General features: G+C 70.7%; 22 protein-coding genes. 1 reads left to right on the top strand and 21 read right to left on the bottom strand.

Translation table 11 applies throughout. From position 1 onward, the window contains the following. Positions 1-323 precede the first annotated feature (323 nt). From WBG79_RS19660 to WBG79_RS19645, 4 genes are all read right to left on the bottom strand, one after another. On the bottom strand, positions 324-2,690 hold the full coding sequence (locus WBG79_RS19660; protein ID WP_337358917.1) for an arylsulfatase: 2,367 nt from the start codon (positions 2,688-2,690) through the stop codon (positions 324-326). 133 nt (positions 2,691-2,823) lie between these two features. Next, entirely contained in the window at positions 2,824-3,486 is a 663-nt protein-coding gene (locus WBG79_RS19655) for an amino acid ABC transporter permease (RefSeq protein ID WP_337358916.1), read from the bottom strand. Further along, positions 3,483-4,136, bottom strand: a complete 654-nt coding sequence (locus WBG79_RS19650; RefSeq protein ID WP_337358915.1) for an ABC transporter permease subunit — start codon at positions 4,134-4,136, stop codon at positions 3,483-3,485. The genes WBG79_RS19655 and WBG79_RS19650 overlap by 4 nt, the downstream gene beginning before the upstream one ends. After that, positions 4,136-4,945: a substrate-binding periplasmic protein gene (locus tag WBG79_RS19645; protein ID WP_337358914.1), complete on the bottom strand. Its 810-nt coding sequence runs from the start codon at positions 4,943-4,945 to the stop codon at positions 4,136-4,138. Before WBG79_RS19645 ends, WBG79_RS19650 begins: the two co-directional genes overlap by 1 nt. 98 nt (positions 4,946-5,043) lie before the next feature. Between WBG79_RS19645 and WBG79_RS19640 the strand changes: the two genes are divergently transcribed. Further along, positions 5,044-5,958, top strand: a complete 915-nt coding sequence (locus WBG79_RS19640) for an ABC transporter substrate-binding protein (protein ID WP_337358913.1) — start codon at positions 5,044-5,046, stop codon at positions 5,956-5,958. Here the strand turns inward: WBG79_RS19640 and WBG79_RS19635 are convergent. From WBG79_RS19635 to WBG79_RS19555, 17 genes are all read right to left on the bottom strand, one after another. After that, positions 5,918-7,105, bottom strand: a complete 1,188-nt coding sequence (locus tag WBG79_RS19635) for a glycosyltransferase family 4 protein (protein WP_337358912.1) — start codon at positions 7,103-7,105, stop codon at positions 5,918-5,920. The two genes, WBG79_RS19640 and WBG79_RS19635, sit on opposite strands and share 41 nt — an antisense overlap. Beyond that, entirely contained in the window at positions 7,102-8,193 is a 1,092-nt protein-coding gene (locus tag WBG79_RS19630) for a zinc-dependent alcohol dehydrogenase (protein WP_337358911.1), read from the bottom strand. Before WBG79_RS19630 ends, WBG79_RS19635 begins: the two co-directional genes overlap by 4 nt. Then, complete coding sequence (locus WBG79_RS19625; protein ID WP_337358910.1) at positions 8,186-9,166, bottom strand: Gfo/Idh/MocA family protein; 981 nt, start codon at positions 9,164-9,166, stop codon at positions 8,186-8,188. The genes WBG79_RS19630 and WBG79_RS19625 overlap by 8 nt, the downstream gene beginning before the upstream one ends. After that, on the bottom strand, positions 9,163-10,356 hold the full coding sequence (locus WBG79_RS19620) for a glycosyltransferase (RefSeq protein ID WP_337358909.1): 1,194 nt from the start codon (positions 10,354-10,356) through the stop codon (positions 9,163-9,165). Before WBG79_RS19620 ends, WBG79_RS19625 begins: the two co-directional genes overlap by 4 nt. Before the next feature lie 164 nt (positions 10,357-10,520). Further along, positions 10,521-12,113 (bottom strand): isochorismatase family protein, encoded by a 1,593-nt coding sequence (locus tag WBG79_RS19615; RefSeq protein ID WP_337358908.1) that lies wholly within the window; start codon positions 12,111-12,113, stop codon positions 10,521-10,523. 44 nt (positions 12,114-12,157) lie between these two features. Then, positions 12,158-13,006: an MBL fold metallo-hydrolase gene (locus tag WBG79_RS19610; RefSeq protein WP_337358907.1), complete on the bottom strand. Its 849-nt coding sequence runs from the start codon at positions 13,004-13,006 to the stop codon at positions 12,158-12,160. A gap of 17 nt (positions 13,007-13,023) precedes the next feature. After that, positions 13,024-13,902 carry an amidohydrolase family protein gene (locus WBG79_RS19605; RefSeq protein ID WP_337358906.1) on the bottom strand — a complete coding sequence of 293 codons (879 nt, stop codon included), beginning with the start codon at positions 13,900-13,902 and terminating at the stop codon, positions 13,024-13,026. After that, positions 13,899-15,014, bottom strand: a complete 1,116-nt coding sequence (locus WBG79_RS19600) for a vWA domain-containing protein (protein WP_337358905.1) — start codon at positions 15,012-15,014, stop codon at positions 13,899-13,901. Before WBG79_RS19600 ends, WBG79_RS19605 begins: the two co-directional genes overlap by 4 nt. After that, the gene (locus WBG79_RS19595; protein WP_337358904.1) at positions 15,011-15,895 is read right to left on the bottom strand and encodes an AAA family ATPase; all 885 of its coding nucleotides are present in this window, start codon (positions 15,893-15,895) and stop codon (positions 15,011-15,013) included. The genes WBG79_RS19600 and WBG79_RS19595 overlap by 4 nt, the downstream gene beginning before the upstream one ends. A gap of 2 nt (positions 15,896-15,897) precedes the next feature. Further along, complete coding sequence (locus tag WBG79_RS19590) at positions 15,898-16,932, bottom strand: xanthine dehydrogenase family protein molybdopterin-binding subunit (RefSeq protein ID WP_337358903.1); 1,035 nt, start codon at positions 16,930-16,932, stop codon at positions 15,898-15,900. A gap of 1 nt (position 16,933) precedes the next feature. After that, complete coding sequence (locus tag WBG79_RS19585) at positions 16,934-18,667, bottom strand: xanthine dehydrogenase family protein molybdopterin-binding subunit (protein WP_337358902.1); 1,734 nt, start codon at positions 18,665-18,667, stop codon at positions 16,934-16,936. Between the two features lie 11 nt (positions 18,668-18,678). After that, positions 18,679-19,164, bottom strand: a complete 486-nt coding sequence (locus WBG79_RS19580) for a (2Fe-2S)-binding protein (RefSeq protein WP_337358901.1) — start codon at positions 19,162-19,164, stop codon at positions 18,679-18,681. An 11-nt stretch (positions 19,165-19,175) separates the two neighbouring features. Further along, positions 19,176-19,997: an FAD binding domain-containing protein gene (locus WBG79_RS19575; protein ID WP_337358900.1), complete on the bottom strand. Its 822-nt coding sequence runs from the start codon at positions 19,995-19,997 to the stop codon at positions 19,176-19,178. Between the two features lies 1 nt (position 19,998). Continuing rightward, positions 19,999-20,451, bottom strand: coding sequence for an SRPBCC family protein (locus tag WBG79_RS19570; protein WP_337358899.1), 453 nt, complete (start codon positions 20,449-20,451; stop codon positions 19,999-20,001). Between the two features lies 1 nt (position 20,452). Next, on the bottom strand, positions 20,453-20,890 hold the full coding sequence (locus WBG79_RS19565) for an SRPBCC family protein (protein WP_337358898.1): 438 nt from the start codon (positions 20,888-20,890) through the stop codon (positions 20,453-20,455). A 12-nt stretch (positions 20,891-20,902) separates the two neighbouring features. Continuing rightward, positions 20,903-23,782 carry a flotillin domain-containing protein gene (locus WBG79_RS19560; protein ID WP_337358897.1) on the bottom strand — a complete coding sequence of 960 codons (2,880 nt, stop codon included), beginning with the start codon at positions 23,780-23,782 and terminating at the stop codon, positions 20,903-20,905. Between the two features lie 30 nt (positions 23,783-23,812). Then, positions 23,813-24,703: a phosphoenolpyruvate hydrolase family protein gene (locus WBG79_RS19555; protein WP_337358896.1), complete on the bottom strand. Its 891-nt coding sequence runs from the start codon at positions 24,701-24,703 to the stop codon at positions 23,813-23,815. Position 24,704 lies beyond the last annotated feature (1 nt).

Genomic DNA, 24,704 nt, shown 5'->3' with positions numbered 1-24,704 from the left:
GCGCGAGCACGCCCGTCCCGTCCAGGACCTTGTTCCAGGATTGCAGGAGGTGACGACCGCCACGGCGGCATGCGCTGGGTGCCGGAGGGCACCGAGGCGCCGCTGCCGACCGAGCAGGACGGCATCGCGGTGCTCAGGGTCCGGCATGTCGGCAACCGGCTCCCGGGTGACGGCGGACTTCGCGCCCGGCAGCGCGACCACCGCCCTGGTCACGATCCACCTCAAGGCGTGACCGGCGCGGCCGGCCGGAGAGCCGCGAAGCCCGGGCCCGCCCGCGTGGAGCCGGTTCGGGCCGGGCATCGCCGGCCCGAACCGTTCCCGTCCTACTTGGCCTCGACGGACAGCCTGGAGATCCGTCCGGTGAAGCGGGATTTGGCCTCCGACCCGATGGCCTCGACCACCGGCGTTCCCAGGTCTATGCCGACATCCGCCGTCTCGTCCGCGGAGAAAATCCCGGCTTGCGTGACGTCGATGCGACCGGCGGCAACCTGTTGGTCATTGACGAAGAGGGTGCCCTGGCCGCCCTTGCCCGGACCGCCGCCGTCGTAGTCGAACCTGAAGCTCACCTTGGCCTTGCCGGGGGCGAGCTTCGTCGGCGCCATGATGGTCGTGTGACGCATGCCCAGGAAGTTGTACTCGTATCCCGGCACGCCGTCCTTCACGAACAGGGACCAGCCCCCGAAGCGGCCGCCCTGGGCGATCAGGGTGCCGTTGGCGCCGGACGCCGGGACCTCGATGTCGGCGACGATGAGGTTGGAGCGGTTCTTCACGTTGAGGAAAGCGCCTTCCAGCATTCCCGTCATGCCGTCGGTCAGCACGATCGACGTGCGGCCACCCATGAGATCGGGGCGGCCGACGGCGGCGGCGTCCAGGCGCTCGAAGACCCGGTCGTCCAGGGGAAGGACGCCGTAGGTCTCGGCTTCCTTCAGGAAGAGGGCCTGCAGCTCCGCCAGCTTGTCGGGCTTGGCGGCGGCCAGGTCGTTGGCGAGGCTGAAATCGGAGCGGACCTCGTACAGCTCCCAGGCGGAGTTGTCCTTGACGGACCGGCGCGGTTTCGCCTCCCAGGGCGCCCGGTGGATCGTGCGGGCGAACCACCCGTCACTGTAGACGGCGCGGTTTCCCGCGATCTCGAAATACTGGGTCGTATGCTGTTCCTTGGCTTTGGCGTCTTCGAAGGAGTAGACGAGGCTCTTGCCCGCCATCGGGATCTGCTTCACCCCGTCGACCGACGTGGGTTCCGGCAGCCCCACGGTCTGCAGGACGGTCGGGGCCACGTCGATGACATGGCTGAACTGGCTGCGGATCTCGTTCTTCGCCTTGATGCCCTTGCGCCAGGACACCACCATGCCGTTGCGGGTCCCGCCGAAGTCCGACGGCACCTGCTTCATCCAGCCGAAGGGGGCGTTGAAGCCGACCGCCCAGCCCGCCGCCATGTGCGGGTAGGTTTCGGGGCCGCCCCACTTGTCGATCAGTTTCAGCATGTCCTCGACGGTCTCCGACACACCGTTGAAGTAGGTGTATTCGTTGAACATGCCGTTCTGGCCGCCCTCACCGCTGGTTCCGTTGTCGCCAGCGATGTAGAAGACCAGTGTGTTGTCGGCCTGGCCGACCTCGTCGAAGGCCTTGAGAAGACGACCGACTTCGGAATCCGTGTATTCGACGAAGCCGGCGAAGACCTCCGCCTGCCGGGCGAAGAGACGCTTCTCATCGGCTGAGAGCTTGTCCCAGTCCTTGATGGCGGCGGGCTTCGGGGCGAGCTTCGTCCCCTGCGGGACGACGCCGAGCTTGATCTGCCGCTCCAGCGTCTCCTCTCGAACCTTGTCCCAGCCCTGGTCGAACTTGCCCTTCCAGCGATCGATCCACGGCTTCGGAACGTGGTGCGGCGCGTGGGTCGCCCCGGGGGCGAAATAGACGAAGGTGGGCTTGTCGGGCGCCATCGCCTTCTGGTGCATGATCCAGGCGCGCGCCTTGTCGGTCATGTCGGTCATGAAGTGGTAGTTCGGGTCGGCCGGCAGTTCGACCTGGGCCGTCCCGTCGAACAGGAACGGGGCCCATTGGTTCGTCTCTCCGCCGATGAAGCCGTAGAACTTGTCGAAGCCCTGGCGATTGGGCCAGCGATCGGTGGGGCCGGCGACGCTCGTTTCCCAGGCGGCGGTCTCGTGCCACTTCCCGAAGGCACCCGTGGCATAGCCGTTCAGCCGCAGGATCTCGGCGAGCGGCGCGGCCGTGGCCGGGACCTGTCCGGTGGCACCGGGAAAGCCCGTGGCGAGTTCGGTGATGTAGCCCATGTTGACGGTGTGGTGGTTGCGACCGGACTTCAGCGCGGCCCGGGTCGGCGAGCACAAGGCTGTCGTGTGGAAGTTGTTGTAGCGGAGGCCTTCCTGGGCCAGGCCGTCCAGGGTCGGCGTGGCGATCGGCCCGCCGAAGGTGCTCGGCGCGCCGAAGCCGAGATCGTCGATGAGCACGATGACGACGTTCGGCGCTCCCGCGGGCGCCTTGACCTCGAAGCGGGGTGGTACCTTCGCATCCCGCGCATCGATTTCCGTGATGGGCTGCCTCGCCGGCTCGGCCACCGGGAGAACCGAACGATCCAGCTGGCTCTGCTGGGCGGTCGCGATCTGCGGTGCGCATAGAGCCAACACCGCGGGCCCCAAAGATAAACTCGTCACTCGATACAATGACTTACGCATGATCTCTCCCCCGCATCGGCCGGAATTCTTCTAATATTCGAGGGACTTTGCGGGAACCGGGCGACAGGATCGAGTGCGGGACACTACATAGTTGCCGGGGCGTTTGCGGACCGCCGTCCGACTCGGCCGAAGTTCAGCCCGATTTCGGGTGGAGCAAGCGGCGCCGCGATTCCACGACGACCTGCAGGCCGAGGATCACCAGGGCGATCAGGCCGTAGATGGCCGCGACGACGAGGAGGACCTGGATGGCCTTGTAGGTGTCGGCGATGATGGTCGTGGAGGTGGCGGTGAGCTCGGTGACCGCCACCAGGCTGGCGAGCGAGCTGCCCTTGACCATCTGCACCGCATTGGAGAAGAGGGCCGGGGAGGCCGCCGCGTAGGCCTGCGGGACGAGGACCTTGAGGTAGGTGGCGACCGGGCCGAGGCCGAGGGCGCGCGCCGCGTCCGCCTGGCCGGCCGGGATGCTTTCGAAGCCGGACCGGAGGAATTCGAGGTTGTAGGCGGTGGAGGCGAAGATCAGGCCGACGATGGCGGCCGGCACGGGCTCGAGATAGATCCCCAGGCGCGGCAGCCCGTAGTAGAGCGCGAACAGGATGGCGAGCGCCGGGACGGCGCGGGCGAAGAAGCTGTAGGCCAGGACGACCCGGCGCAGCCGGGCCCCCGGCCGCTGCATGTGGATGGCGAGCGGGAGGGCCAGCAGGTTCGAGGCGACGATCACGGCCAGGGAGATCGCGAGCGTCATCCGGCCGCCGGCCAGCAGGAGCTCGCGATAGTAGGGGTCGGCCAGGAAGCTCATCGGTGCGCCGGCTGCCTCTCGTTGAACGCGAGAAGGGGCATGACGATCAGGACGTAGAGCCCGGTCGCGAGCGACAGGAACAGGAACGGCGCATTGCTGGCGGCGATCGCCTGCTTGGTCACGTACATGAGTTCGCTGACCGAGATCGCCGAGGCGATCGAGATCCGCTTGATCGTGCCGATCGCGTAGGTGATCCAGCCCTTGCGGGCGATGGGCAGGAGCTGGGGCAGGACGACGGCGCCGTAGACCTGCCAGGGCCTCATCCCGAGCGCCCTGCCGGCCTCGAACTGTCCTTCCGGGATCACGCCGAGCGCTCCCTTGAAGACCTGGAAGTCATACGCGATGCCGACGAGGCCGAAGGCCAGGATCGTGGAGGCGACGGGGTCGATGGCGGCGCCGATCTGGCGTCCGCCGAAGAAGACCGCGAAGAGGACCACCAGTTCGGGAATGGCGCGGAGCACGCCGCTGAAGGCTTCGATGGCCCAGCGCAGCGGCCGCGGGGCGTCCCGGTTGACCAGGGCCAGCAGCAGGCCGAAGACGGCGGAGATGGTGAAGACGGCGGCCGCAATGGCCAGGGTCAGGGCGGTCGCCGTCAGCAACCTCGGCATCCAGGCCGCAGCGAGCCCGAGCGCTGCCGAGAGGTCGGCCATCAGTCGGCCGCCGACCAGTCGAGCGACGCGCCGAACCACTTTTCGCCGAGCGCCTTCAAGGTCCCGTCCTTGCGCCAGCCGACGAAGAGCGCGTCGATCCGGTCGGCGAGGACCTTGTTCTTCGGGCCGACGGCGACGGACTGGGTGATCGGCGCGAGGACATCCGGGACGACCACGATGCCGTCGACCTTGCCGGTCCTGACGAGGTAGTTGGGGCCGAGGAAGTCATGGGCGGCGAAGTCGATCCGCTTGTTCTTCAGGTCCAGGAAGAGCTCGGTCGCGCCCGGATATTCCCTCACCTCCGTCACGCAGCCCGGGGGAAGCTTCTCGCGGGCGGTCTTCTGGAACGCGCCGCCGCGGACTGCCCCCATGACCTTCCCGCAGACCGACTTCCAGCCGGTGATCTCGGGCGAGTCGCTGCGGCGGGTCACGGCGACGCCGTTGACGATGTAGGGCGAGAGCAGGAAGAAGTCGGTGGCCGCCAGCCTCTGCGGGGTGCGCGTCACGCCCGAGGCGATCATGTCGAACTGGCCCGACGCGAGGCCGGGCAGCAGGCCGGCGAAGTCGAACTGCTTGAACACGACCTTGAGGCCGAGTTCCTTGCCGATCCGGTTGGCGACGTCGATGTCGAAGCCGTCCAGGTCACCGGAGGGGCCGGTCATGCTGAAGGGGGGCGCGGAGCCGGAGGTCCCGACGGTCAGAGTGTCGGGGGCGACGAGGTTCGCCTTGAAGTCCTGGGCGGCCGCCGGTCCGGCCCACAAGGCGCCGGCGACGGTCAGGGTGGCGAGCAACCTGTGGACGAACAACATCGGGTAGCCTCCGTCGAATGATCTTGCGTGCCGGTGCCTCGATGGATAGCTCTTAAGTCTCGGTGGCACAAAGCAGAGAAGCACAAGTCTAGAATGCGATGAAACTCCGCTTCAAGCTGAATCACCTCTACCAGGGGCAAAACGCACCCTTTCTTCATGCTGTCGACGCCGGCCTCTTTGCCGAACGCGGACTGGAGGTCGAATTCGTCGAGGGTTTCAGTTCCTCGCTGGTCACCCGCGCGATCGCGAGTGGCGAGGCGGATTGCGGATACGGCGACGTCTCGTCCCTGATGACCCATGCGGTCGACACCGGCGCGGCGACGATCCAGGCCGTCATGCCGGTCTATCGCCGCAGCCCCTGCGCGCTCGGCTACCTGCGCCCGGGGCCGGCCCTGGCCCTTCACGAGATCGAGGGCGGCGTGCTGTGCGGTCCGCGCGGCGACACGTCGGCCCGTCTCCTGCCGCTCCTGCTGGCGAAGAACGGTCTGGCCGGGATCCCCTACGAGATGCGCTTCGTCGATCCGGAGGAGCGGGACGCCCTCGTGGCGGGCGGGCGCGTGCTCGCGGCCACGTGCTTCGACGCCACGCTGAAATTCGCGATGATCATGCGCGGGCACGACAGCAGCGCCGTGCGCTTCCTCTATTTCGCGGACCACGGCCTCGACATCTACACGGGCGCGGTGGTGTGCCGTGCCGATCTCCTGGTAGCGCATCCCCGGCTCCTCGACGACCTCCGCGCGGTCACGCACCGCGCCTGGCTCGACTGCCTGGCCGATCCGGCCCTCGGCGTCGCCGCCGTCACGGCCCGCGCGCCCTGGCTCGACCCGGCCCTGGTCCGCGCGCAACTCGAGTGGGTCACGAGCCGGCAGATCTTCCCGGACGGGCCGAGCGACATGGCCTTCGAGCGGGACGGCGACCAGATGGCGGCCACGGTCGACTGCGCGCTCCTGGGGCGAGAGGGCCTCGGGGCGTTCACGAGGGAGTCCCTGATCGCGGCGGTCTGCCCGGCGTGAGGGAAGGCCAGCGGCCAGTCCTGTCGGTGGCGGTCGAGCGCCGCTCCCGCGCCAGCGTTTCGAACAGGTCGATCCAGGCGGGCAGGACCCGGTCGGCGGCGTAGCTGCGTTCGACGTGGCGACGCAGCGCGTCCCCGAGGCGAACCCTCAGTTCGGGGTCGCGGGCGAGCTCCTCGACGGCGTCCGCCAGGGCGGCGGGATCCTCGTGGGGCACGAAGATCCCGGTCTCCCGGTCCCGGATCTGTTGCCCGGTCCCGTTGTCGCGGGTGCACACGACCGCCAGCCCGGCGGCGCCGGCCTCCGCGATCACGTGCGGCATGCCCTCGCCGCGCGCGCACCAGACGAGCATGTCGAGGCCGGCGAGGAGGCGCGGCACGTCCGCCCTGTCGCCGGTGAAGACCATGTCGTCGAGGCCCAGGGATCTGGCGAGCGCGTGAAGCTCCGCCTCGTATTCGGGCATTAAGGCATCCGCGCCGCCGACGATCACGAAGCGGACGGGGGCCTGCCGCGCCCGGAGGAGCGCCGCGGCGCGGATCACGTCCTCGACGCGCTTCTTCCGGTCGAGCCGCCCGATCCAGCCGACCAGCACCGTCCGGTCGTCCGCCTCCCAGGACCGGCGGATGTCGGGGCGCGCGGCGGGGTCGAACTCCGCGAGGTCGACCATGCTGGGGATCTCCAGGACGTGGTCTGGCCTGTCCGCCATGCGCGATCGGGCGGCCTCGCAGATGGACCGGCAGACCCCGACGTAGCGCGCCGTGAGATGCTTCGGTCCGGCCAGGGCTTCGCAGACGAGGCCGCCGTGCTCGACGAGGAGGGGACGCCGCTCCGGCGCCATCCGTTTGAGCGCGGGAAGGACGTCCGGCACTGCCTGGCAGGCGACGACGATGTCCGCGCCGGCCATCCGCTCGGCGAGGTACGAGACCGTGTCGTCGAAGGACAGGCGGTAGGGCGTGGTGTCGACCGGGACGGCGAGTTCGGCGAGCTGGCGATGGGTCTGCTCCGGCATCCCGTCCTTGCGGAAGCAGGCGACCACCTCGAGCCGGTAGCGGGATCGGTCCAGGCGGCGGGCGAGGAGCCGGAGCTCGGTCTCCTCGCCGCCCACCACGAGCCAGCCGAAGACGAAGAGGATGCGGATCGGGGCGGTCACGGAGAGACCTGGAAGACGACCTGGACGAAGGCGCGCCGGTGGCGGACGAGGTCGGCCAGGAAGTCCGGAGCGGCGTCGAAGGGCACGATGTCGGTGATCAGGCCGGTGCGGATCGGCTCCGCCTCGGCGCGCAGGAAGGCCAGCGTCTCCCGCGCCAGCCGCCGACGGTTCCAGGTCGCGTCGAGGCCGCGCGGCACGCGCCCGATCTGGGCGCAGCGGAGCGCGAGCCCATTGTGGTGGAACTCCTCGCCGAGCCGGACGGCCTCGGCGCCGCCCTGGTAGAAGGCGAGGTCGATCACGGTGCCCTGCGGGCGCAGGAGCTTCAGGGCCTGCTGCAGGCTGCCCCCATTCGCCCGGCACTGGAAGACGACGTCTGCGCCGCGGGCGCGCCCGTCGCTCCACAGGTCCTTGACGGTCTGCCAGGCCCCGGCCTCGGGGATGGCCTCCAGCCCCAGCGCGGCCACCTTCTGGCGCCGCCAGGGATCCGGGTCGGCGACCAGGACCGCTCCGGCCCCGAAGCGGCGGCAGAGCAGGGCCGTGAGCAGGCCGACCACGCCGGCCCCCATCACCACGACGTTGCGTCCCCGGACGCCGTCCCCGAGATCCCGCACGTCCGCGCCGTACAGGTCCGCGGCCGCGTGCAGGAGGCCGTTGGCGGCGATCGGACCCATCTGCGCGACGTAGATGCCGAGGATCGGGTCGAGGTCGCCGAGGGGGAGGAAGAACTCCGACCCGGCGTCGGCCGTGTGTCCGGTCTTGTGGCCGTAGGTCATGGCGACGACGTCGCCGTCCCGCACCGCCGGGCTTCGCGTCTCGACGACGCGCCCGACCTCCATGTAGCCCAGGAACGGGACCGGATAGGCGAGGCCGGGCTCGCCGGGGACGAAGACCGCGTAGGGTTCGTCCCAGCGGGCGGCCAGGTAGGGGTTGGTCCCTTTCAGGAAGGTCAGCTCGGTGCCGGCGGACAGGCCCGTGTACAGGGTTTCGACGCGGAACTGGCCCTCGCCCGGGTCACCCTCGCGGTAGGACCAGATGTAGGGGCGGCCCGGCGCCTCGACGCCGAGGGAGCGGATCTCGCGTTCAGCCATGTCGTGCCTCCGCGTCCAGGCGGATCGGGCGACCCTCGCGCGCCGAACGGGCGGCCGCCATCGTGAGCCGGTGCGTCTTCAGGGCTTCGGCGTAGGGAGCCCGGATACGGTTCGGCCGGCCGAGTACCGCGTCGACGAAGTCCCGGTCCTCGCGCAGGAACGGGTCGCCTGTCGCCGGCCGCACCGGGCGGCCCTGACCGACGTCGACCATGAGTTCGAACTCGCTCAGCTCGATCGCCAGCCCGTCGGCGAAGAGATGGAGCCCGATCCGGTGCGGCCAGTGGAGCAGGCAGGTGGACGAGATCGTGCCGACGGCGCCCCCGGCGAAGCGCAAGGCGGCGGTCGAGGCCTCGGCGATGTCGCAGGCGGGGTAGTCCGGCCGCGGCGTCCGGCCCGCGATGGCGTAGACCTCGGAGACCTCGCCGACCAGCACCCGGGCGAGGTCGAAGATGTGGGTCGTCTGCTCGACCATCTGTCCGCCGGACCGCGACTCGCTGATCCACCAGGCCGGCGGCGGCGTGGCATCGAGCCAGTAGCCCGTCACGAGCCGCGGCGGGCGCGACCTCAGGTGCCGGGCGGCCTCTTCGGTGGTGTCGAGATAGCGCCAGTGGTACCCGACCCCGGTGACGAGCCGCTGCCGCTCGACGGCGGCCCCGATCGCCTCGGCGGTGTCGGGATCGGTTGCGATCGGCTTCTCGACGAAGAAGGGGATGCCGCGCGCCGCGAGGGCCAGTTCCGGGGCGCCGTGGGCGAAGGGCGGGGTGCAGACGTAGACCGCGTCCGGCCTCTCGCGCGCCAGCATCTCCTCGTGGTCGTCGTAGGAGACCAGGGCGCGGTCCGCCGCGAAGGCCTCCGCCCGCGTCCGATCGGGATCCGCCACGGCGACCATCTCGACATCGTCGAATTGGGCGAGGGTCGCGGCATGGCGGCTCGCGATGCCGCCGCCGCCGATGAAGCCGATCCGGAGGGTCATGGAGCAATAGCCTCGTTGGGGGCGACCGCGTGCCGGTGGACGGCTTCAGCCAGGAGAGAGCGGTAGAGGGCGAGGGCCCGCGCGGTCATGCGGGCCGCCGAGAAGGTGCGCCTTGCGCGCGCCTGAGCCGCCCGGGCGTAGGCGGCGGTTTCGGCGGGGGCGTCGAGCGCTGCCAGGATAGCGGCGCCGAGGTCCGCGGCGGGCGCGAGGCGTCCGGTGACGCCGTGCTCGACCGCCTCGGCGGTGCCCGGGACGCGGGTCGCCACCACCGGCAGTCCGGCCGCCATCGCCTCGAGGACCACCAGCGGGTGCCCCTCGAAACGCGAGGCGGAGACGAGCAGATCGGCCGCGGCCATCAGGTCGCCCACGTCGGATCGGGCGCCCAGGAGCGTGACGGACGCGTCGAGCCCGCGGGCCGCCAGGATCTCCCCGCAGGCCGGACGGGTCGGGCCGTCGCCGACCCACAGGAAGCGCGCGTCCGGTCGCTGCCCGAGGACGATCTCGGCCGTGTCGATGAGGTCGGGATAGCCCTTCTGCTCGCTGAAGCGTGCGACGGTCAGGAGAACCGGGGCGGCGCCCACCGCGAGGTCGTGGCGCGTCGCGGCCCGGTCTCGCGCCTGCGGCCGCGGTTCGACGCCGTTGCGGATGACGCGAAGGCGCCCACGGGGCACGCCGGCGCCCCGGTAGCTGTCGCGCGTCGCGGCCGAGACGCACACGACCGCGTCGAGCAGGGCGCCCATCTGCGCATAGGTGGCGCGATGAAACGGTTCCGTCATTACGTTCGGCAGGTGCTCGGTCCGCAGCACGACCGGGACGCCGCAGGCTCGCGCCACCGCCGGAACGTCCAGCGCCTCCCAGCCGATGCCGGCATGGATATGCAGGATGTCGGGCGCGACCTCGTCCAGGAAGCGGACGAACCGGCAGCAGGTATCGCCCGGGCCGCCGAGCTGGACGGTCGGGACGACCGTCGCGGCGCGCTCGGCCCAGCCGGTCCGGTCGAGATCGACATTGGCGATCGTCACGTCGGCATCGCCCTGCAGGCGGCGGGCGAGGGTCAGGACGTGCTCCCCCACGCCGGACGGCTCCGTGCTGTCGAGCAGGAGAACGACCTTGGGCCGCGATGGGAACGTCATGCCGGCCGGGGCCGGGCGGAAGAGCAGGGGAGGCCGCCACGTCGGGTCCGGTGTCATGGGTGGCGCGGATCCTCCAGACGGTCCGGCGCGACGTCCGGACCCGAGGCCGCCCTCGACCTCCCGTTTTCACCGGGCGAGCCGGCTGAAATCCAAACGAGAAGGTCCGGGCCATGTTCCACACGGCGGGTGGCCCGGCGGGCGCCGCGTCCGGCTCGCTGGCCTCAGGACCATGCAGCCAGGAGCGCGTCCGCGTCGGTGACCACGGCGACGTTCTGCAGGGCGTAGTTGACCGAGGCCGTGTGCCATTCGGCGTTCATGGTCGAGCAGCAGTCCTCGGGCACGACCATGTAGTAGCCCTTGTCGGCCCCCGTCCGGGAGGTGTGCTCGATCGACATGTTGGTCCAGGCGCCGGTCACCACGACGATGTCGCGGCGGAGCGCCTTCAGCACGGTCTCGAGCCGCGTGCCCTCCCAGGCGCTCATGCGCTGCTTCTCGACGATGTGGTCGCCGGCCTGCGCCTCGAGCCCGGGGACGGGCGCCACGCCCCAGGTCCCGCGCACGAGAGCGCGCGCATCGGCGAGGCCCTCGAAGAGCGGCGCGTTCATGGTCACGCCCGGACAGCCCGGCTCGACCACGAACCAGACGTGGATGACCGGGATCGACTTCTCCCGCGCCGCCGCGGCGAGCCGCGCGGCGTTGCCGATGGCGTTCTGCTCGCGGCAATGGGCGGGTGAGCCGGAGGCCGCGAAGGCGCCGCCGTCCATCACCACGTCGTTCTGCATGTCCTGGATGATCAGGGCGCAGCGGGACGGGTCGAGCGCGAAGCCGGGCGCGGCTTTCTTGGTTCCGTTGCGGCCGATGCTCGCCGCCGCCTGCGGCGAGGTCCCGGGCCGGCCGCCCGCGGCCTGGCGCATGTAGGGCTCGTTGCGCGGGCCGACCTTGGTGTCGACCGCGTAGACCGAATGGGTCGCGGTCAGGAACAGGGTGCGGAAGTCGGGCCCGCCCCAGGCGAGGTTGCCGACGAGTTCGGGCACCCGGACCTTGCCGACGAGGTTGCCGTTCGGCGCATAGACCCAGACGCCGCCCGGCGCGCAGACCCAGACGTTGCCCTCGGCGTCGCATTTCATGCCGTCCGGCACGCCGGGCTCGGAGGACGAGACGATGCCGGAGGCGAAGACCCGGCCGTCGGCGAGCGTCCCGTTCGGCTGAACGCGGAACACGCGGATCAGGTGCTGGGCGGTGTCGTTGATGTAGAGGAGCGTCTCGTCGGGGGAGAAGCAGAGGCCGTTCGGCTGCTCGAACAGGGTGCGCTCGACGAGGAGCTGCGGCGGCCCGCCGCCCGGCGGGATCCGGTAGACGCCCTGGAAGCCGAGCTGCCGGGGCCGCTCGACACCATAGACCGGCATGCGGCCGTACCACGGGTCGGAGAAGTAGATGGCGCCGTCCGACTTCACCACGACGTCGTTGGGGCTGTTCAACTCGCGCCCGTCGAAATGCGAGGCGAGCGTCTCGCGCCGGCCGTCCGGCCGCTCGCGCACCAGGGTCGAAGTCGCGTGCTCGCAGACCAGGAGGTTCAGGTCCGCGTCGTAGGTGAGGCCGTTGCACTTGTTGGCCGGCCGCATGACCTCCCGGATGCCGCTCCGGTCCCAGCGTCGGCGCACGTCGCCCGGCATGTCGGAGAATAGGAGGTACTGATCCTTCGGATGCCAGACCGGCCCCTCCGTGAACTGGAACCCGGTGCCGATCTGGCGCACCGGCGCCCACGGGTCGATCAGGCCCGCGAAGGCCGGCGAGACCGCGACATGGGTGGTCATGAGCTTTCCTCCGATCGTCTCCGCTCCGTATCCGCCCCCGGCCGTCAGACCGGGAACCAGTTGCGCCGCGCGACCGTGTGGGAGACCGGCCCGGGGACCGCCATGTCGAGCCGGCCGACCACATGGCCCGCCTCGATCTTGGCCGGCTTGTCGTGCACCGGCAGGAGGAAGCGGGCGGTGTTGAGCAGCTTCTTGATCGCCGCCTTCTCCTGCCGCTTGCTCGTGCCGTGGTTGCCGGTCACGCGCGGCTCGTCGGCGTGGATCTCGTGGAACGGCTCGATGATCTGGTCGTGGAAGTCGTAGATGACGTCGCCGCAGATCGTCGCCCGCCCCTCGGCGGTGTCGACATGGATGTTCATCGAGCCCTCGGTATGGGCCCCCGCCGCCTCGAGGTAGCAGCCCGGGAAGAGCTCGATCATGCCGGAGAGCTCGAGGTCCTCGAGCCTCAGGGCGTGGCGGGTGTGCAGGCGGTCGATCAGGTGCTTGATGTCGGGCGCCGGATATTGCGGGTGCATGAGGCCGGAGACCGAGTATTCGAGCTCGCGCCGGTTCACGATGACGGTCGTGTTCATCGGAAACAGCTCGTCCTTGCCGGCATGGTCGATGTGGAGGTGCGTGTGGGCGACGTAGCGCACGTCGCCCATGCGGACGCCGTACTTCATGAGCTGGTTCTCGATCATGTTCTCGTGGAACTGCAGTCCACGCATGCCGAGGCTTTCCATGATCTGGTTGTGGCGGTAGCCGGTGTCGACGACCACCGGCCAGGGGCCGCCGAGAATCAGGAACCCGAAGGTGTAGGTCCGCTTCCGCTGCCCGCAGCCGCGGCCGAGCACGAGGAAGCTCGATTCCAGCTCGATGTCGCCATAGTCGAGAACCTTGATTTCGAGCGGCATGGGCATTCCTCCTCAAGTCACGCCAAGCGGTAGGTCTTGCGGGCGGTCCCCTCCAGGACCCGCGCCCGCTCGTCCGGGGAAAGGTGTGCGATCGCCGCCCGGTGCGCCGCGACGAGGTCGGCGTAGGACGTCCAGAGCTTCTCGATCGGGAAGTTCGAGCCGAACAGGCAGCGCTCTGCGCCGAAGAGCGCCAGGGTCTCGCGCGCCACGAAGGCGATGTGCGCGGCGTCGTTGCGGCGCAGGAAGGTGCCGAGCCCGGAGAGCTTGGAGACCACGTTCGGCCGGCCCGCGAGGTCGGTCATCGCGGCGCGCCAGGCGTCGATGCCGCCGGGGGTGAGGTCCTCCAGCATGCCGGCATGCTGGAGCACGAAGGGCACGTCCGGGCAGGCCGCGGCGAGCTCCGCCGCCCCCGCCATCTGGCCGGCGAAGACCTGCAGGTCGAAGCTCCAGCGGTAGTCGGCCAGCCGGGCGACGTTGCGCTGCAGGACGGGATCGCGGGCGAGGTCGGGCGCTCGCGCGAAGCGGTAGAGCGGGTTTTCGTGCCAGTGGAGCTGCATGCGGACGCCGCACACGGTCGGTTCGGCCGCGAGCGCGTCGAGTTGCGGCCGGGCGTCCTCGGCCAGCATGTCCGCATAGGCGACGATCGCGATCGGGAACCCGCTCCGCCGCGCCGCCTCCGCCACGAAGCGCACCTCGTCGAGCGCCCGGCCGGGCGCCCAGTTGGCCTGCACGTAGACCGCGCCCGTGACGCCCTCCGGCCGGCAGTCCGCGAGATACTCCTCGATCGGATAGTCGCGCCGGATCGGCTCGTAGGGGCCGAAGATGCGCGGCTGCATCGGGCCGACGAGCCAGGGCAGGTCGGCCTGCCGCCAGATGTGGAAATGGGCGTCGATCATGCGGCCCTCCCGTCACCGAGCGCGGTGAGATGGCGGCAGATCGCCGCCGTGCTGGCGCCGTTGGCGAGCGTGGTGACGAGCGGCCGGATCGCCGCCATGGCGTCGGTCTCCGGCCGGTAGTCCGGGTCGGCGGCGAGCGGCGAGAGCCAGTCGATCCGAAACGCACGGGCGGCGAGCCTGCGCATCGCGGCGATCATGGCGGCCGGGTCGCCCCGCTCGAGCCCGTCCGAGAGGATCACCACCACGGCGCCGCGGGCGTAGCCGGCGTAGCGGGGCACGGCCAGGAAGGCCTGCAGGGCGTCGCCGATCCGCGTGCCGCCGTCCCAGTCGGCGACGAGCCCGGAGGCCTGGGCGAGCGCCTGCTCGCGGTTCCGGAGCTTCAGCACCCGCGTCAGGCGCGTGAGCCGCGTGCCGAATGTGAAGACCTCCGCCCGCGGCGCCGCCTGAACGAGTGTATGCGCGAGGGCCAGGTTGGCGTCCGTGCGGCCCTTCATGGAGCCCGAGACGTCGATCAGCATGAGGACCGGGCGCGTGCGCGTGCCGCGGCGCCGGCGCTTCAGCGACATGACCTCACCGTCCGTGCGGATCGCGGCCCGGAGGCTCTGGGCGAGATCGATGCGCTGGCCGCGTCGCGCCGCCCGGAAGCGGTAGCCGCGCCGGCGCGGCAGGGCGTCGGGCAGGTCGCGGGCGAGGCGGACGAGGAGGCCGCCGTCGTCCGCCGGCCGGAGCCGCCGCACCGCCAGCGCCTCGGCCTCGATCGCCTGCTGGCCGGTCTCGTTGACGCTCTCGCCGACGAGGATCTCCCGCTCGCCGCCCTCCTCCTGGATCTTCGTCTCCTCGTCGGGCTGCCAGTCGTCGGCCTCGTCCGGCTCGGCGAAGCCGCCGAGGAAGTGGAGGTCGAACAGGGCGTCGAACCGGGCCATCTGGTGCGGATGGGGCGCGAGGGTGGCGACCGCGGCCCGGCGCACGTGCTCGATCGAGCGCGGACCGAGCAGCCGGACCGCTTCCAGGAAGGCGACCGTCTGTTCCGGCGCCACCGCGAAGCCGTGCTGCCGGAGGAGGGCCGGGAAGGCGACGAAGGGGCGGCTCGCGGCCGGCAGCGCGCGGGTCATCGGGCGATCGCCCCGATCAGGGCGTCGAGGCGCGGGCGCATGTGGGCGAGGTCCTCCTCGTCCTTCAGCGCGGCGCCGATCGACCGCCGGAAGGCGTCGGGCCAGGGGGCGCCGGTCCGGCTCAGCGCGGTGGCGGCCTCGGCCCAGTCGACCGACTCGGCGACGCCGGGCGGCTTGGTCAACGGCTCCTGACGGAGGAGCCCGACGGCATGCACCACCGCCCGGGCCGTCGCTTCCGCGACCGCGGAAGACCGCAGCATGATGATGGCCGCCTCGCGGGCCGGGTCCGGATAGGCGATGTAGTGGTAGATGCAGCGCCGCCTCAGCGCCTCGTGCAGGTCGCGGGTCCGGTTGGAGGTGAGGACCACGACGGGCCGCTCGGACGCCCTGAGCGTGCCGCGCTCCGGGATCGAGATCGAGAAGTCGGACAGGAATTCGAGCAGGAAGGCCTCGAACTCGTGGTCGGACCGGTCGATCTCGTCGATCAGCAGGACGGTCGATTGCGGGCGCCGCAGCACGGCAAGCATCGGGCGCTCGATCAGGAAGTCGTCGCGGTAGATGTCCGCATGCTCGCCCTCGCGCGCCTGGCGAATGGCGAGCATCTGGCGCGGGTAGTTCCATTCGTAGAGGGCCGCGCTGGCGTCGATGCCCTCGAAGCACTGCAGGCGGATGAGCTGCCGGCCGAGAATGCCCGAGAGGGCCTTGGCGGCTTCGGTCTTGCCGACGCCGGGCGCGCCTTCGAGAAGGAGCGGTTTGCCGAGCGCCAGCGCCAGGAAGGCGGCGGTGGCGATGCCGTCGTCGGCCAGGTAGTAGGCCGCGCGCAGCGCGTCGGCGAGCGCCTCGGGGCTCGACAGGCCGGGCATCGGCGCGCGCAGGACCATGGCTACTGGCCTCCGCCCCGGCGCGGCTGCGGCTTCACCCCGCCGTTCGCCCGGATGCCGCGCAGGATCTTCTCGGGCGTGATCGGCAGGTCGTTCACCCGGACCCCGACGGCGTTGTAGACCGCGTTGGCGATCGCCGGCAGCACCGGGTTGGCGCACATCTCGCCCGGCCCCTTGCCCCCGAAGGGACCGTCGGGCGCGGGGCGCTCCAGGATCGTCACGCTGTAGGGCGCCGTGTCGCCCGGCCCCGGCATGAGATATTCGACGAAGTCGCGCGGACCGTGGTCCGGGTCCGGATAGTAGGGCTCCGGCGTCTCGTAGAGGGCGTGGCTGACGCCCATCCAGGCCCCGCCGACGAGCTGCTGCTCGACCATCCGTGGATTGATGACCCGCCCGAGCTCGTAGGCCGATGTCATGCCGAGGACCGTCACCTCGCCGGTCTCGTCGTCGACCTCCACGTCCGCCACCAGGCAGGCATGCGCGAAGGCGGTGTTCGGGTTCATCTCGCCGGTGTCCGGGTCGACCGACGAGAGCGGGATCAGGAAGATGCCCCGGCCCGCGATGGTCTTGCCCTGCTTGAACTGGGCCGCCTGCGCGGTCGCCCGGACGGTGATCGAGCGCGACGGCGCCCCCTTCACGTGGATGTTGCCGCGACCGTCCGTGACGAGGTCGGCGGCGTTGACCTCGAGCTCCTCGGCGGCGGCCTCGAGCAGGACCCCGCGCGCCTCCCGCGCCGCCGCGATCACGGCGTTGCCCATCCGGTGCGTGCCGCGCGACGCGAAGCTGCCCATGTCGTGCGGGCCGGTGTCGCTGTCGGCGGTGTCGACATAGACGTCCTCGATCGGTACGCCGAGCGTCTCCGCCGCGACCTGCCGCGTGACCTGCTTCATGCCCTGGCCGAGGTCGATGGCCGAGAGCGAGACGGTGAACTTGCCGTCCGGGTTGGAGTGGATCAGCGCCTGGCTCGGATCGCCTCCGAGATTCATGCCGATCGGATAGTTGACGGACGACATGCCGCGTCCCCGGTAGCGAGCCATGTCAGCGCCTCCTCGTGCCGAAGACCGAGGAGAACCGGTGCGCCCCGTGCGGCGTCGTCGGCGCGGCGGGCGGCGGAGGCGGAGGCTCGGGCACCAGCGGGGCGGAGGCCGCGGGGCGGGGCGGGGGCTGATAGGGGGGCGGAGACGGCGGCGGCGACGCGGCCGGGCGGTAGGGCTCGTATTGCGGCACGGCGGGCGGCCTCGCGCGGCCCTCGGCCGAACCCTCCATGATCGGCTGCTTCGTCAGCGGGATGCGGGTCGTGCCGGCCGGCAGGGTCTGGGTCGGCCGTCCCTTGCGGCTCTCCGGGCGGCCGATCCGGCCGTTCTCGTCGATCGGCGTCGCCGGGATCTCGGCGCGCGCCCCGCCGCCGCCGACGAGCGACGACTGCCGGCGGGCGGCGTCCGACAGCGGCCACCGGGCCTTCTCGGCCGCCACCTGGACGCATTCGATCAGCGCGGTGTTCTTGGCGACGCGCCGGTGGGGCTTCATGTCGCCGTCCCGATAGGCATTGAGGATCCGGAACTCCATCGGATCCATTCCGGCGGCCTCCGCACCCTTGTCCATGTGGACCTCCAGCGCGAAGTCGACGGCCGTGATGCCGAAACCGCGCATGGCGGTGGACGGACAGCGGTTCGTGTAGGCGACGGTGATCTCGGCGGCGACGTTCGGGATCGTGTAGGGGCCCGGCAGGTGCGCCGTGCACTTGATGGCCGCGTAGCTGGAGAGCCGGGTATAGGCGCCGGCGTCGAAATAGCTGCGGACGTGGCGGGCGACGATGCGGCCGTCCCGCATGATGCCGTCCTTGATATAGATCCGCTCGGCGCCGCGTGGGCTGCCGTAGAGCATCTCCTCCTCGCGGTCGAGGACGTAGCGCACGGGCCGGCCGGTCATCATCGCGCCGAGGATCGACAGGGGCTCGGTCAGCGAGTCCACCTTGCCGCCGAAGCCGCCGCCGACCGTGCCGCCGATGTAGTGCAGCCGGTTGGAATCCAGGTTGAGGATCTTCGCCGCCGTGCCGAGCGAGAAGAACAGCCCCTGCGCGCAGGAATGCACGACATAGCGATCGTTCTGCTCCGGCGCCGCGATCGAGCCGTTCGTCTCCGTCGGCGCGTGCTCGATCGGCGACATCTGGTAGCGGTCTTCGACGATCAGGTCGGCCATGGCGAAGCCGCGCTCGACGTCGCCGAAGCGGAGCTTCTGGTGGTCGTACTTGTCGTGATATTCGAAGTAGTTGCCCGGGTAGGTCTCGTTCACGACCGGCGCGCCCGGCTCCAGCGCCGCCTCGACGTCGAACACCGCCGGCAGCGGCTCGTATTCGATCCGGACGAGGGCACGCGCGGCGAGCGCCGCCGCCTCGGTGTCGGCGATGATCGCCACGACCGGCTCGCCCTTGTAGCGGACCTTGTCCACGGCCAGCGTCGGCTCGTCGTCCTTGCCGAAGTTGATCAAAGACAAGAGCGTGTTCTTGTTGACCGGGACGTCCGACCCGCGCAGCACCCGCTTGACCCCGGGCGCGCGCTCGGCGGCCGAGATGTCGACGCGGCGGAGCCTCGCGTGATGGTGCGGGCTGCGGACGACCTTGAGATGCAAAAGGCCCTCGAAGGCGTGGTCGTCGAAAAAGGGCGACCGGCCCGTGACATGGCCGAGCATGTCCTGCCGCTGCACGCCCTTGCCGACGACGTTGAGGTCGTCGTCGCGCTCGTCCTTGAAGAGGTCCTTGCGGAATTCCAGCATGGGAGCCTCCCTCAGCTGCGGCGCTGGGCCGGCGCCGCGCGGGCGGCGGCCAGAATGGCTTCGACGATCGGGGCGTAGCCGGTGCAGCGGCAGATGTTGCCGGCGATCGCCTCGACCACCTCCTCGCGGGTCGGGTTCGGGTTGCGCGTCAGCAAAGCCTTGGCGGCGGTGAGCATCCCGGGGGTGCAGAAGCCGCACTGCGCCGCGAAATGCTCCATGAAGGCGACCTGGACGGGGTGCAGGTCCGGCCCGTTCGCCATCCCGGAGACCGTCTCCACGCTGGCGCCGTCGCAGGCGGCCGCGAGGGTCAGGCAGGCGAGGCGCAGTTCGCCGTCGATCAGGACCGAACAGGTTCCGCAGGTGCCCTGGCCGCAGCCGTATTTCGGGCCGAAGTCGTTGAGGCCGCGCCGGAGTACGGTCAGCAGGTTGTCGGCCGGGTCCGCGAAGGCCGCGCGGTCGGAGCCGTTCAGTCGGAACTGGACCGGGATCTTGCGCATGATCGCCTCCTTCAGGCCGGTTCCGACAAGAGGCGGACGAGGTGCACGGGCAGCACCTCGCGGCGGTACCATTCGCTCGCGATGGCGTCGGTGGCGGGCTTGACGCCCTCCAGCGCCGCGGCCCGCGCGGCCGCGATCGTGCCGGCGTCGAGGGCCCGCCCCTCGAGCGCCCGCTCCACGCCCCGGGCCCGGAGCGGCGTCGGCCCCATGGCGCCGTAGGCGACCCGCGCCTGGCCGATCCGGCTCGGCGCGCCCGGCAGGTGGGCGGCGATCGAGAGGACCGAGGCGCCCTTGGGCTTCACCCGGCTGACCTTCCGGTAGCGCAGGTCGCCCGGGTTCTGGGGCCGGGTGAACTGGACGGCGACGACCAGCCGCTGGTCGCCCCGTCCCCGGCCGGCCAGGAACTCCTCGATCGGCACGGCGCGCGCGCTGCCGTAGCCGGCCAGAACCAGGACCTGTGCGTCGAGCGCGAGGAGCGCGACGGCGAGGTCCCCGTAGGGCGGTTCGGCGAAGAGGTTGCCGCCGACCGTCGCCATGTTGCGGATGGCCGGCCCGCCGATCGAGCGGGCGGGGGCGTGCAGGCAGGCGAGGTCGCGCTCGCCGAGGATCGCCGACAGGGTCACGCCCGCGCCGAGCTCGACCCGGCTGCCGGACGCCTGAATCTGGCGGTAGGCCGGGTCGACGATCCGGACGAGCGTGCCCTCCGTCAGCCGTCCCTCGTTGACGTCGCGCATCACGAGCGTGCCGCCGGAGAGGAGCCGCGCCCCCCGGTCGGCGGCGAGGATCCCGGCTGCTTCGGCCAGGGTGGCGGCGTTGCGCAAGTCGAGCGGCATGTCAGGGCGCTCCCGTCTGCAGTTCGGGCAGGAGCCGCACGGCCTCCATGCCGGCGGAATAGACCTCGTCGCCCACCAGGCGGGCGAGTTCCTCCTCCCGGCCCGGTGGGGTCGTGAAGCGGCTTTCCCAGTGCCAGAAGCTTCGATTGCCGTCCGTGACCGGCAGCAGCCGGACATGCGCCACGTAGTTGAAGAGCGGGATCGGCGTATCCAGCAGGCAGTAGCTGTAGGCCATCTCGAGATCGGTCAGCGCGAGCAGCTGCTCGCGCAGCTCGCTGCCGTCGCGCAGCGTGAAGCGGCGCACGCAGCCGACCTTGTCGGGCGGATAGCCGCGCTCGATCGCGCTGACGGCGACCACCGGGTGGTACTGGTCGTGCGCGTTGAAGTCGCGCAGCACGGCCCAGAGCCGGTCTACCGGAACGTCGACGATCGTGCTGCGGACGACCTTGGGCACGTCAGCCTCCGAAGGCGCGCTTCAGCGCGTCGAATCCGCCCTGAAAAACGCCCCCGCCGATGCCGGCCACGAGGTCGGCCTCCTTGTCGGGCGCGCAGTCGAAATCGGCGGACCATTCGATGAAGGTCCGGTCCTGGTCGGTGATGGGCGTCAGTCGCAGCGTCGCGACGTAGTTGGTCAGCGGCATCGGCGAGTCCAGGATCGAGTAGGTGCAGAACAGGTCGTAGTCCGACAGGCCTAGGAGCTGCTCGCGCAGCCGGTCGCCGTTGCGGAGCGAGAAGGCGCGGATGCAGCCGACCTTGTCGGACGGCTCGCCGTTCTCGATCCGGCTCTCCGCGATCGCCGGATGCCAGTTCGGCAGGCCGTTGAAGTCGCGCACGCGGGCCCAGACGCGGGCGGCCGGCGCATTGATGACACTCGAGACATAGACGCGGGCCATGGGATAACCTCGTCACTTCTTTTCGGCCGGCCCGTCCTTGGGCTTCGGCGGCTGGGCATCCTTGGCGACGCGCTGCATGTCCGAGGCCTCGCGGATGAGACCGCCCATCTTGGCGAGGCTGCCGCCCTCGATGCCGATCTCCTTCAGCACCTCGTCGATCAGCGGCGCCTGGACGCGGTAGCGCAGCGCGCTCTCGATGACCTCGTCGGTCGGCGTGCGCGAGGCCGGGCCGCCGCCCCCGCCGCCCGAAAGCCCGTCCACGTGCAGGATCTTGATGCCGTCGATCTTCTCCATCGGCCGCACGCTCTCGCGCACGATGCCCTCGATCCGGTCGAGCAGCCGGCGCCGGAACAGGCCGTAGCGGGCCCCGTCCGAAAGCACGTTCTCGGCCTCGTAGAGGAGTCGCTGCGCCTCGGCCTCGACCGCGCGACGCACCTTGTCGGCTTCCGCCGCGATGCGGGTCTCCTCCGCGGCCGTCTCCGCCATGATGACATCGACGGTCTTGCGCCGCCGTGCCGTCTCCTGGTCCTGCGTGGTCTTGACCAGCTCGGCGGCCTCCACCGCCTTGGCCTTGGCGATCTCGGCCTGAACGGCCGCCGCGCTCTCCTCCAACGACTTGGTGTAGAGCGCGATCGCCTTGTCCATGGCGGCGCTCTCGACGTCGCGCTCGCGGGCGATCTCGAGCTTGCGCAGGTCCCGCTGCCGGCCGACGCGCGCCTCGTCGAGGCCGCGATCGGAGGCGATGCGCGCCCGCTCGACCTCCTCGTTGGCGGCGATCTGCGCCTCCTGGAGCGCCTGCACCCGCGCCACCTCGATCTGCTCGATTGCGCGCCGGCGCTCCAGCCGGGCGGCCTCGAGCGCCTGCTCGCGGGCGACGTCCGTGCGCTCGATCTCCTGCCTGGCGGTGATCTCGGCCTGCCGCAACACCTTGTCGGCGCCGGTCCGCTCCGCCTTCTTGGCCGCGACCACGATGGCGCGATCCTCCTCGGCGAGCTCGACCGTGCGCTTCTGCTCGATCTGCAGGACCTCCCGGGCACGCGAGGAGGCGATCCGCTCCTCCTCGATCTTCAGTTCGGCGGCGATGCGCTGGCGCTCCACCGCGTCGCGCCGCTCGATCTCGGCGGCCTCCAGTTCCTCCGCGCGCTTGATTTCCAGCCGGCGCGTGGCGAGCTCCGAGGCGATGCGCTCGGCCGCGACCGCCTTCTCCTGGGCGATCCGGGCCGCCTCGGTGGCCTCGCGGGCGGCGATCTCGGCCTGCTCCACCGCGGCGTCGCGGTCGATCTCCAGTTTGCGGCGCCCCTCGTCGAAGGCGATCCGCTCCGCCGTGATCGCATTCTCCTGGGCGATGCGGGCCTTCTCGACGGTCTCGCGGGCGGCGATCTCGGCGGCCTCCAGCTCCTCGGTGCGCCGGATCTCCAGCCGGCGTGTCTCGAGGTCCGAGGCGATGCGCTCGGCCGCGACGGCCTTCTCCTGGGCGATGCGCGCCGCCTCGATGGCCTCGCGGGCGGCGATCTCGGCCTTCTCCACCGCGGCGTTGCGGTCGATCTCCAGCCTGCGGCGGCCCTCCTCGAAGGCGATCCGCTCCGCCGTGATCGTGTTCTCCTGCGCGATCCGGGCCTTCTCGACCGCCTCCCGGGCCGCGATCTCGGATTCGTCGAGCGTCCGGTTGCGGGTGATCTCGAGGCTGCGGACCTCCTGCTCGCGGGCGATGCGCTCGGCGTTGACCAGGGCCTCCTGGGCGATGCGCGCCTTCTCGGTCGCCTCGCGCGCCGCGATCTCCGCCGCCTCCAGGTCCCGCGTCCGCTCGATCTCCCTCTGCCGGGTCTCCATCTCGGAGGCGATGCGGGTGGCCTGCACGGTGTTCTCGTTCCGGATCCTGGCCTTCTCGACCTCCTCGCGGGCGACGATGTCGGCCACCTCGACGGCCTTCGTGCGCTCGATCTCGCGCTGGCGCACGTCGCGTTCCGACGCGATCCGGGCCTCGCTGATCGCCCGGTCGTTGGCGATCTTGGCCTTCTCGATCTCCTCGCGCGACTGGATCAGGGCCTGCTCGGCTTCGGTGTCGCGCTGCGCCCGCTCGCGGGCGACCTCGGCGCGCTGCATGGCGCGGCGGATTTCGATCTCGCGCTGCTGCTCCAGCCGGGCGGTCTCGCTGTCCCGCTCGATATCGAGGGCCTGGCGCTCCGCCTCGAGGTTGCGGGTCCGGATCTTGATCATCGAGTCCTGCTCGATGTCGTTCCGGATCTTCCGCTTCTGCTCGATCTCCTCGATCACGCGGGTGAGACCCTCGGCGTCGAAGCGGTTGGAGGGATTGAAGAATTGCAGGTCGGTCTGGTCGAGGTCGGTGATCGCGACGGATTCCAGGACCAGCCCGTTCTGTTCGAGCATGTCGACAGCGGCGTCCTTGACGCGCTGCACGTAGAGCCCGCGCTGCTCGTGCATCTCCTCCATGGTCATCTCGGACGCGACGGAGCGCAGGGCCGAGATGAACTTGCCGGAGAGCAGCGCGTTCAACTGGTCGGGCTGCAGGGTTCGCCGGCCGAGCGTGGCCGCCGCAACCGAGACCGAGGCGGGATCGGGCCGGACCCGGACGTAGAACTCGGCGTCGATGTCGACGCGCATCCGGTCGCGGGTCGAGAGCGCGTCGCCGTTGGCGCGGGTCACGGCCATGCGCAGCACGTTCATGCTGACCAGCGTGACGTCGTGGATGATCGGCAGCACGAAGGCGCCGCCGTTGATCACCACCTTCTCGCCGAACAGGCCGGTCCGGACGAAGGACACCTCCTTGGAGGACCGCCGGTACAGCCAGTTGACCAGGTAGACGACGATCGCGATCACGATCACCGCCACGATGAGCCAGAGAAGGAGCGTTCCGATCAGCTGCCCCGTCATGTCAGTTTCCTCCCCATCCCGGACCCCTCGTCACCCGTCGGCTCGCGATCGGCGGTCAGGCCCCGCCGTCGGTTCGTTCCCTCCGGCGCCGTGGCGCCCGATGGCCTTGAAGGCCCGCGTCTGATCCCGGATCGCCGTCTCCACCGGCAGCCGTTCCATCGAGGAGGCGCCGTAGAAGCCATGGCAATGCCGGGTGTTCTGCATGATGAAGGCGGCATCGGCCGGCTCGGCGACCGGCCCGCCGTGGACGAGCACGATGGCGTCGGGCTTCACCGCCAGCGCCGCCTCGGCCCAGCGGTCGACGAGGGCCGGGCAGTCGGCGAGCTTCAGGGCGGTCTCCGCGCCGATCGAGCCGCCGGTGGTCAGGCCGAGGTGGCAGACCACGATGTCGGCGCCGGCCTGCGCCATCGCGGCGGCATCGGCCTCGCCGAAGACGTAGGGGGTGGTGAGCAGGTCCTTGCTGCCGGCGAGGCCGATCATGTCGACCTCGAGCCCATAGCCCATGCCGGTCTCTTCCAGGTTCCTGCGGAAGATCCCGTCGATCAGGCCCACGGTGGGGAAGTTCTGGACGCCCGAGAACCCGATCCGCTTCACCTCGTCGAGGAAGACGTCCATCGACCGGAACGGGTCGGTGCCGCAGACCCCGGCGACGACAGGCGTCTTCCTCACGACCGGCAGCACCTCGCGCGCCATGTCCATCACGATGGCGTTGGCGTCGCCGTAGGGCATAAGGCCGGAGAGCGAGCCGCGCCCGGCCATCCGGTAGCGGCCGGAATTGTAGATGACGATCAGATCGATGCCGCCGGCCTCCTCGCACTTGGCGGAGAGCCCGGTGCCGGCGCCGCCGCCGACGATCGGCTCGCCGCGGGCGATCATGGCGCGGTAGCGGGCGAGGAGTTCGGAGCGGGAGAAGCTGGGCATG

The sequence above is a fragment of the Prosthecomicrobium sp. N25 genome (assembly GCF_037203705.1).
Lineage (GTDB): Bacteria > Pseudomonadota > Alphaproteobacteria > Rhizobiales > Ancalomicrobiaceae > Prosthecodimorpha.
The sequence above is the reverse complement of the archived record's forward strand: the minus strand, read 5'-3'. Positions and strand labels throughout refer to the sequence as shown.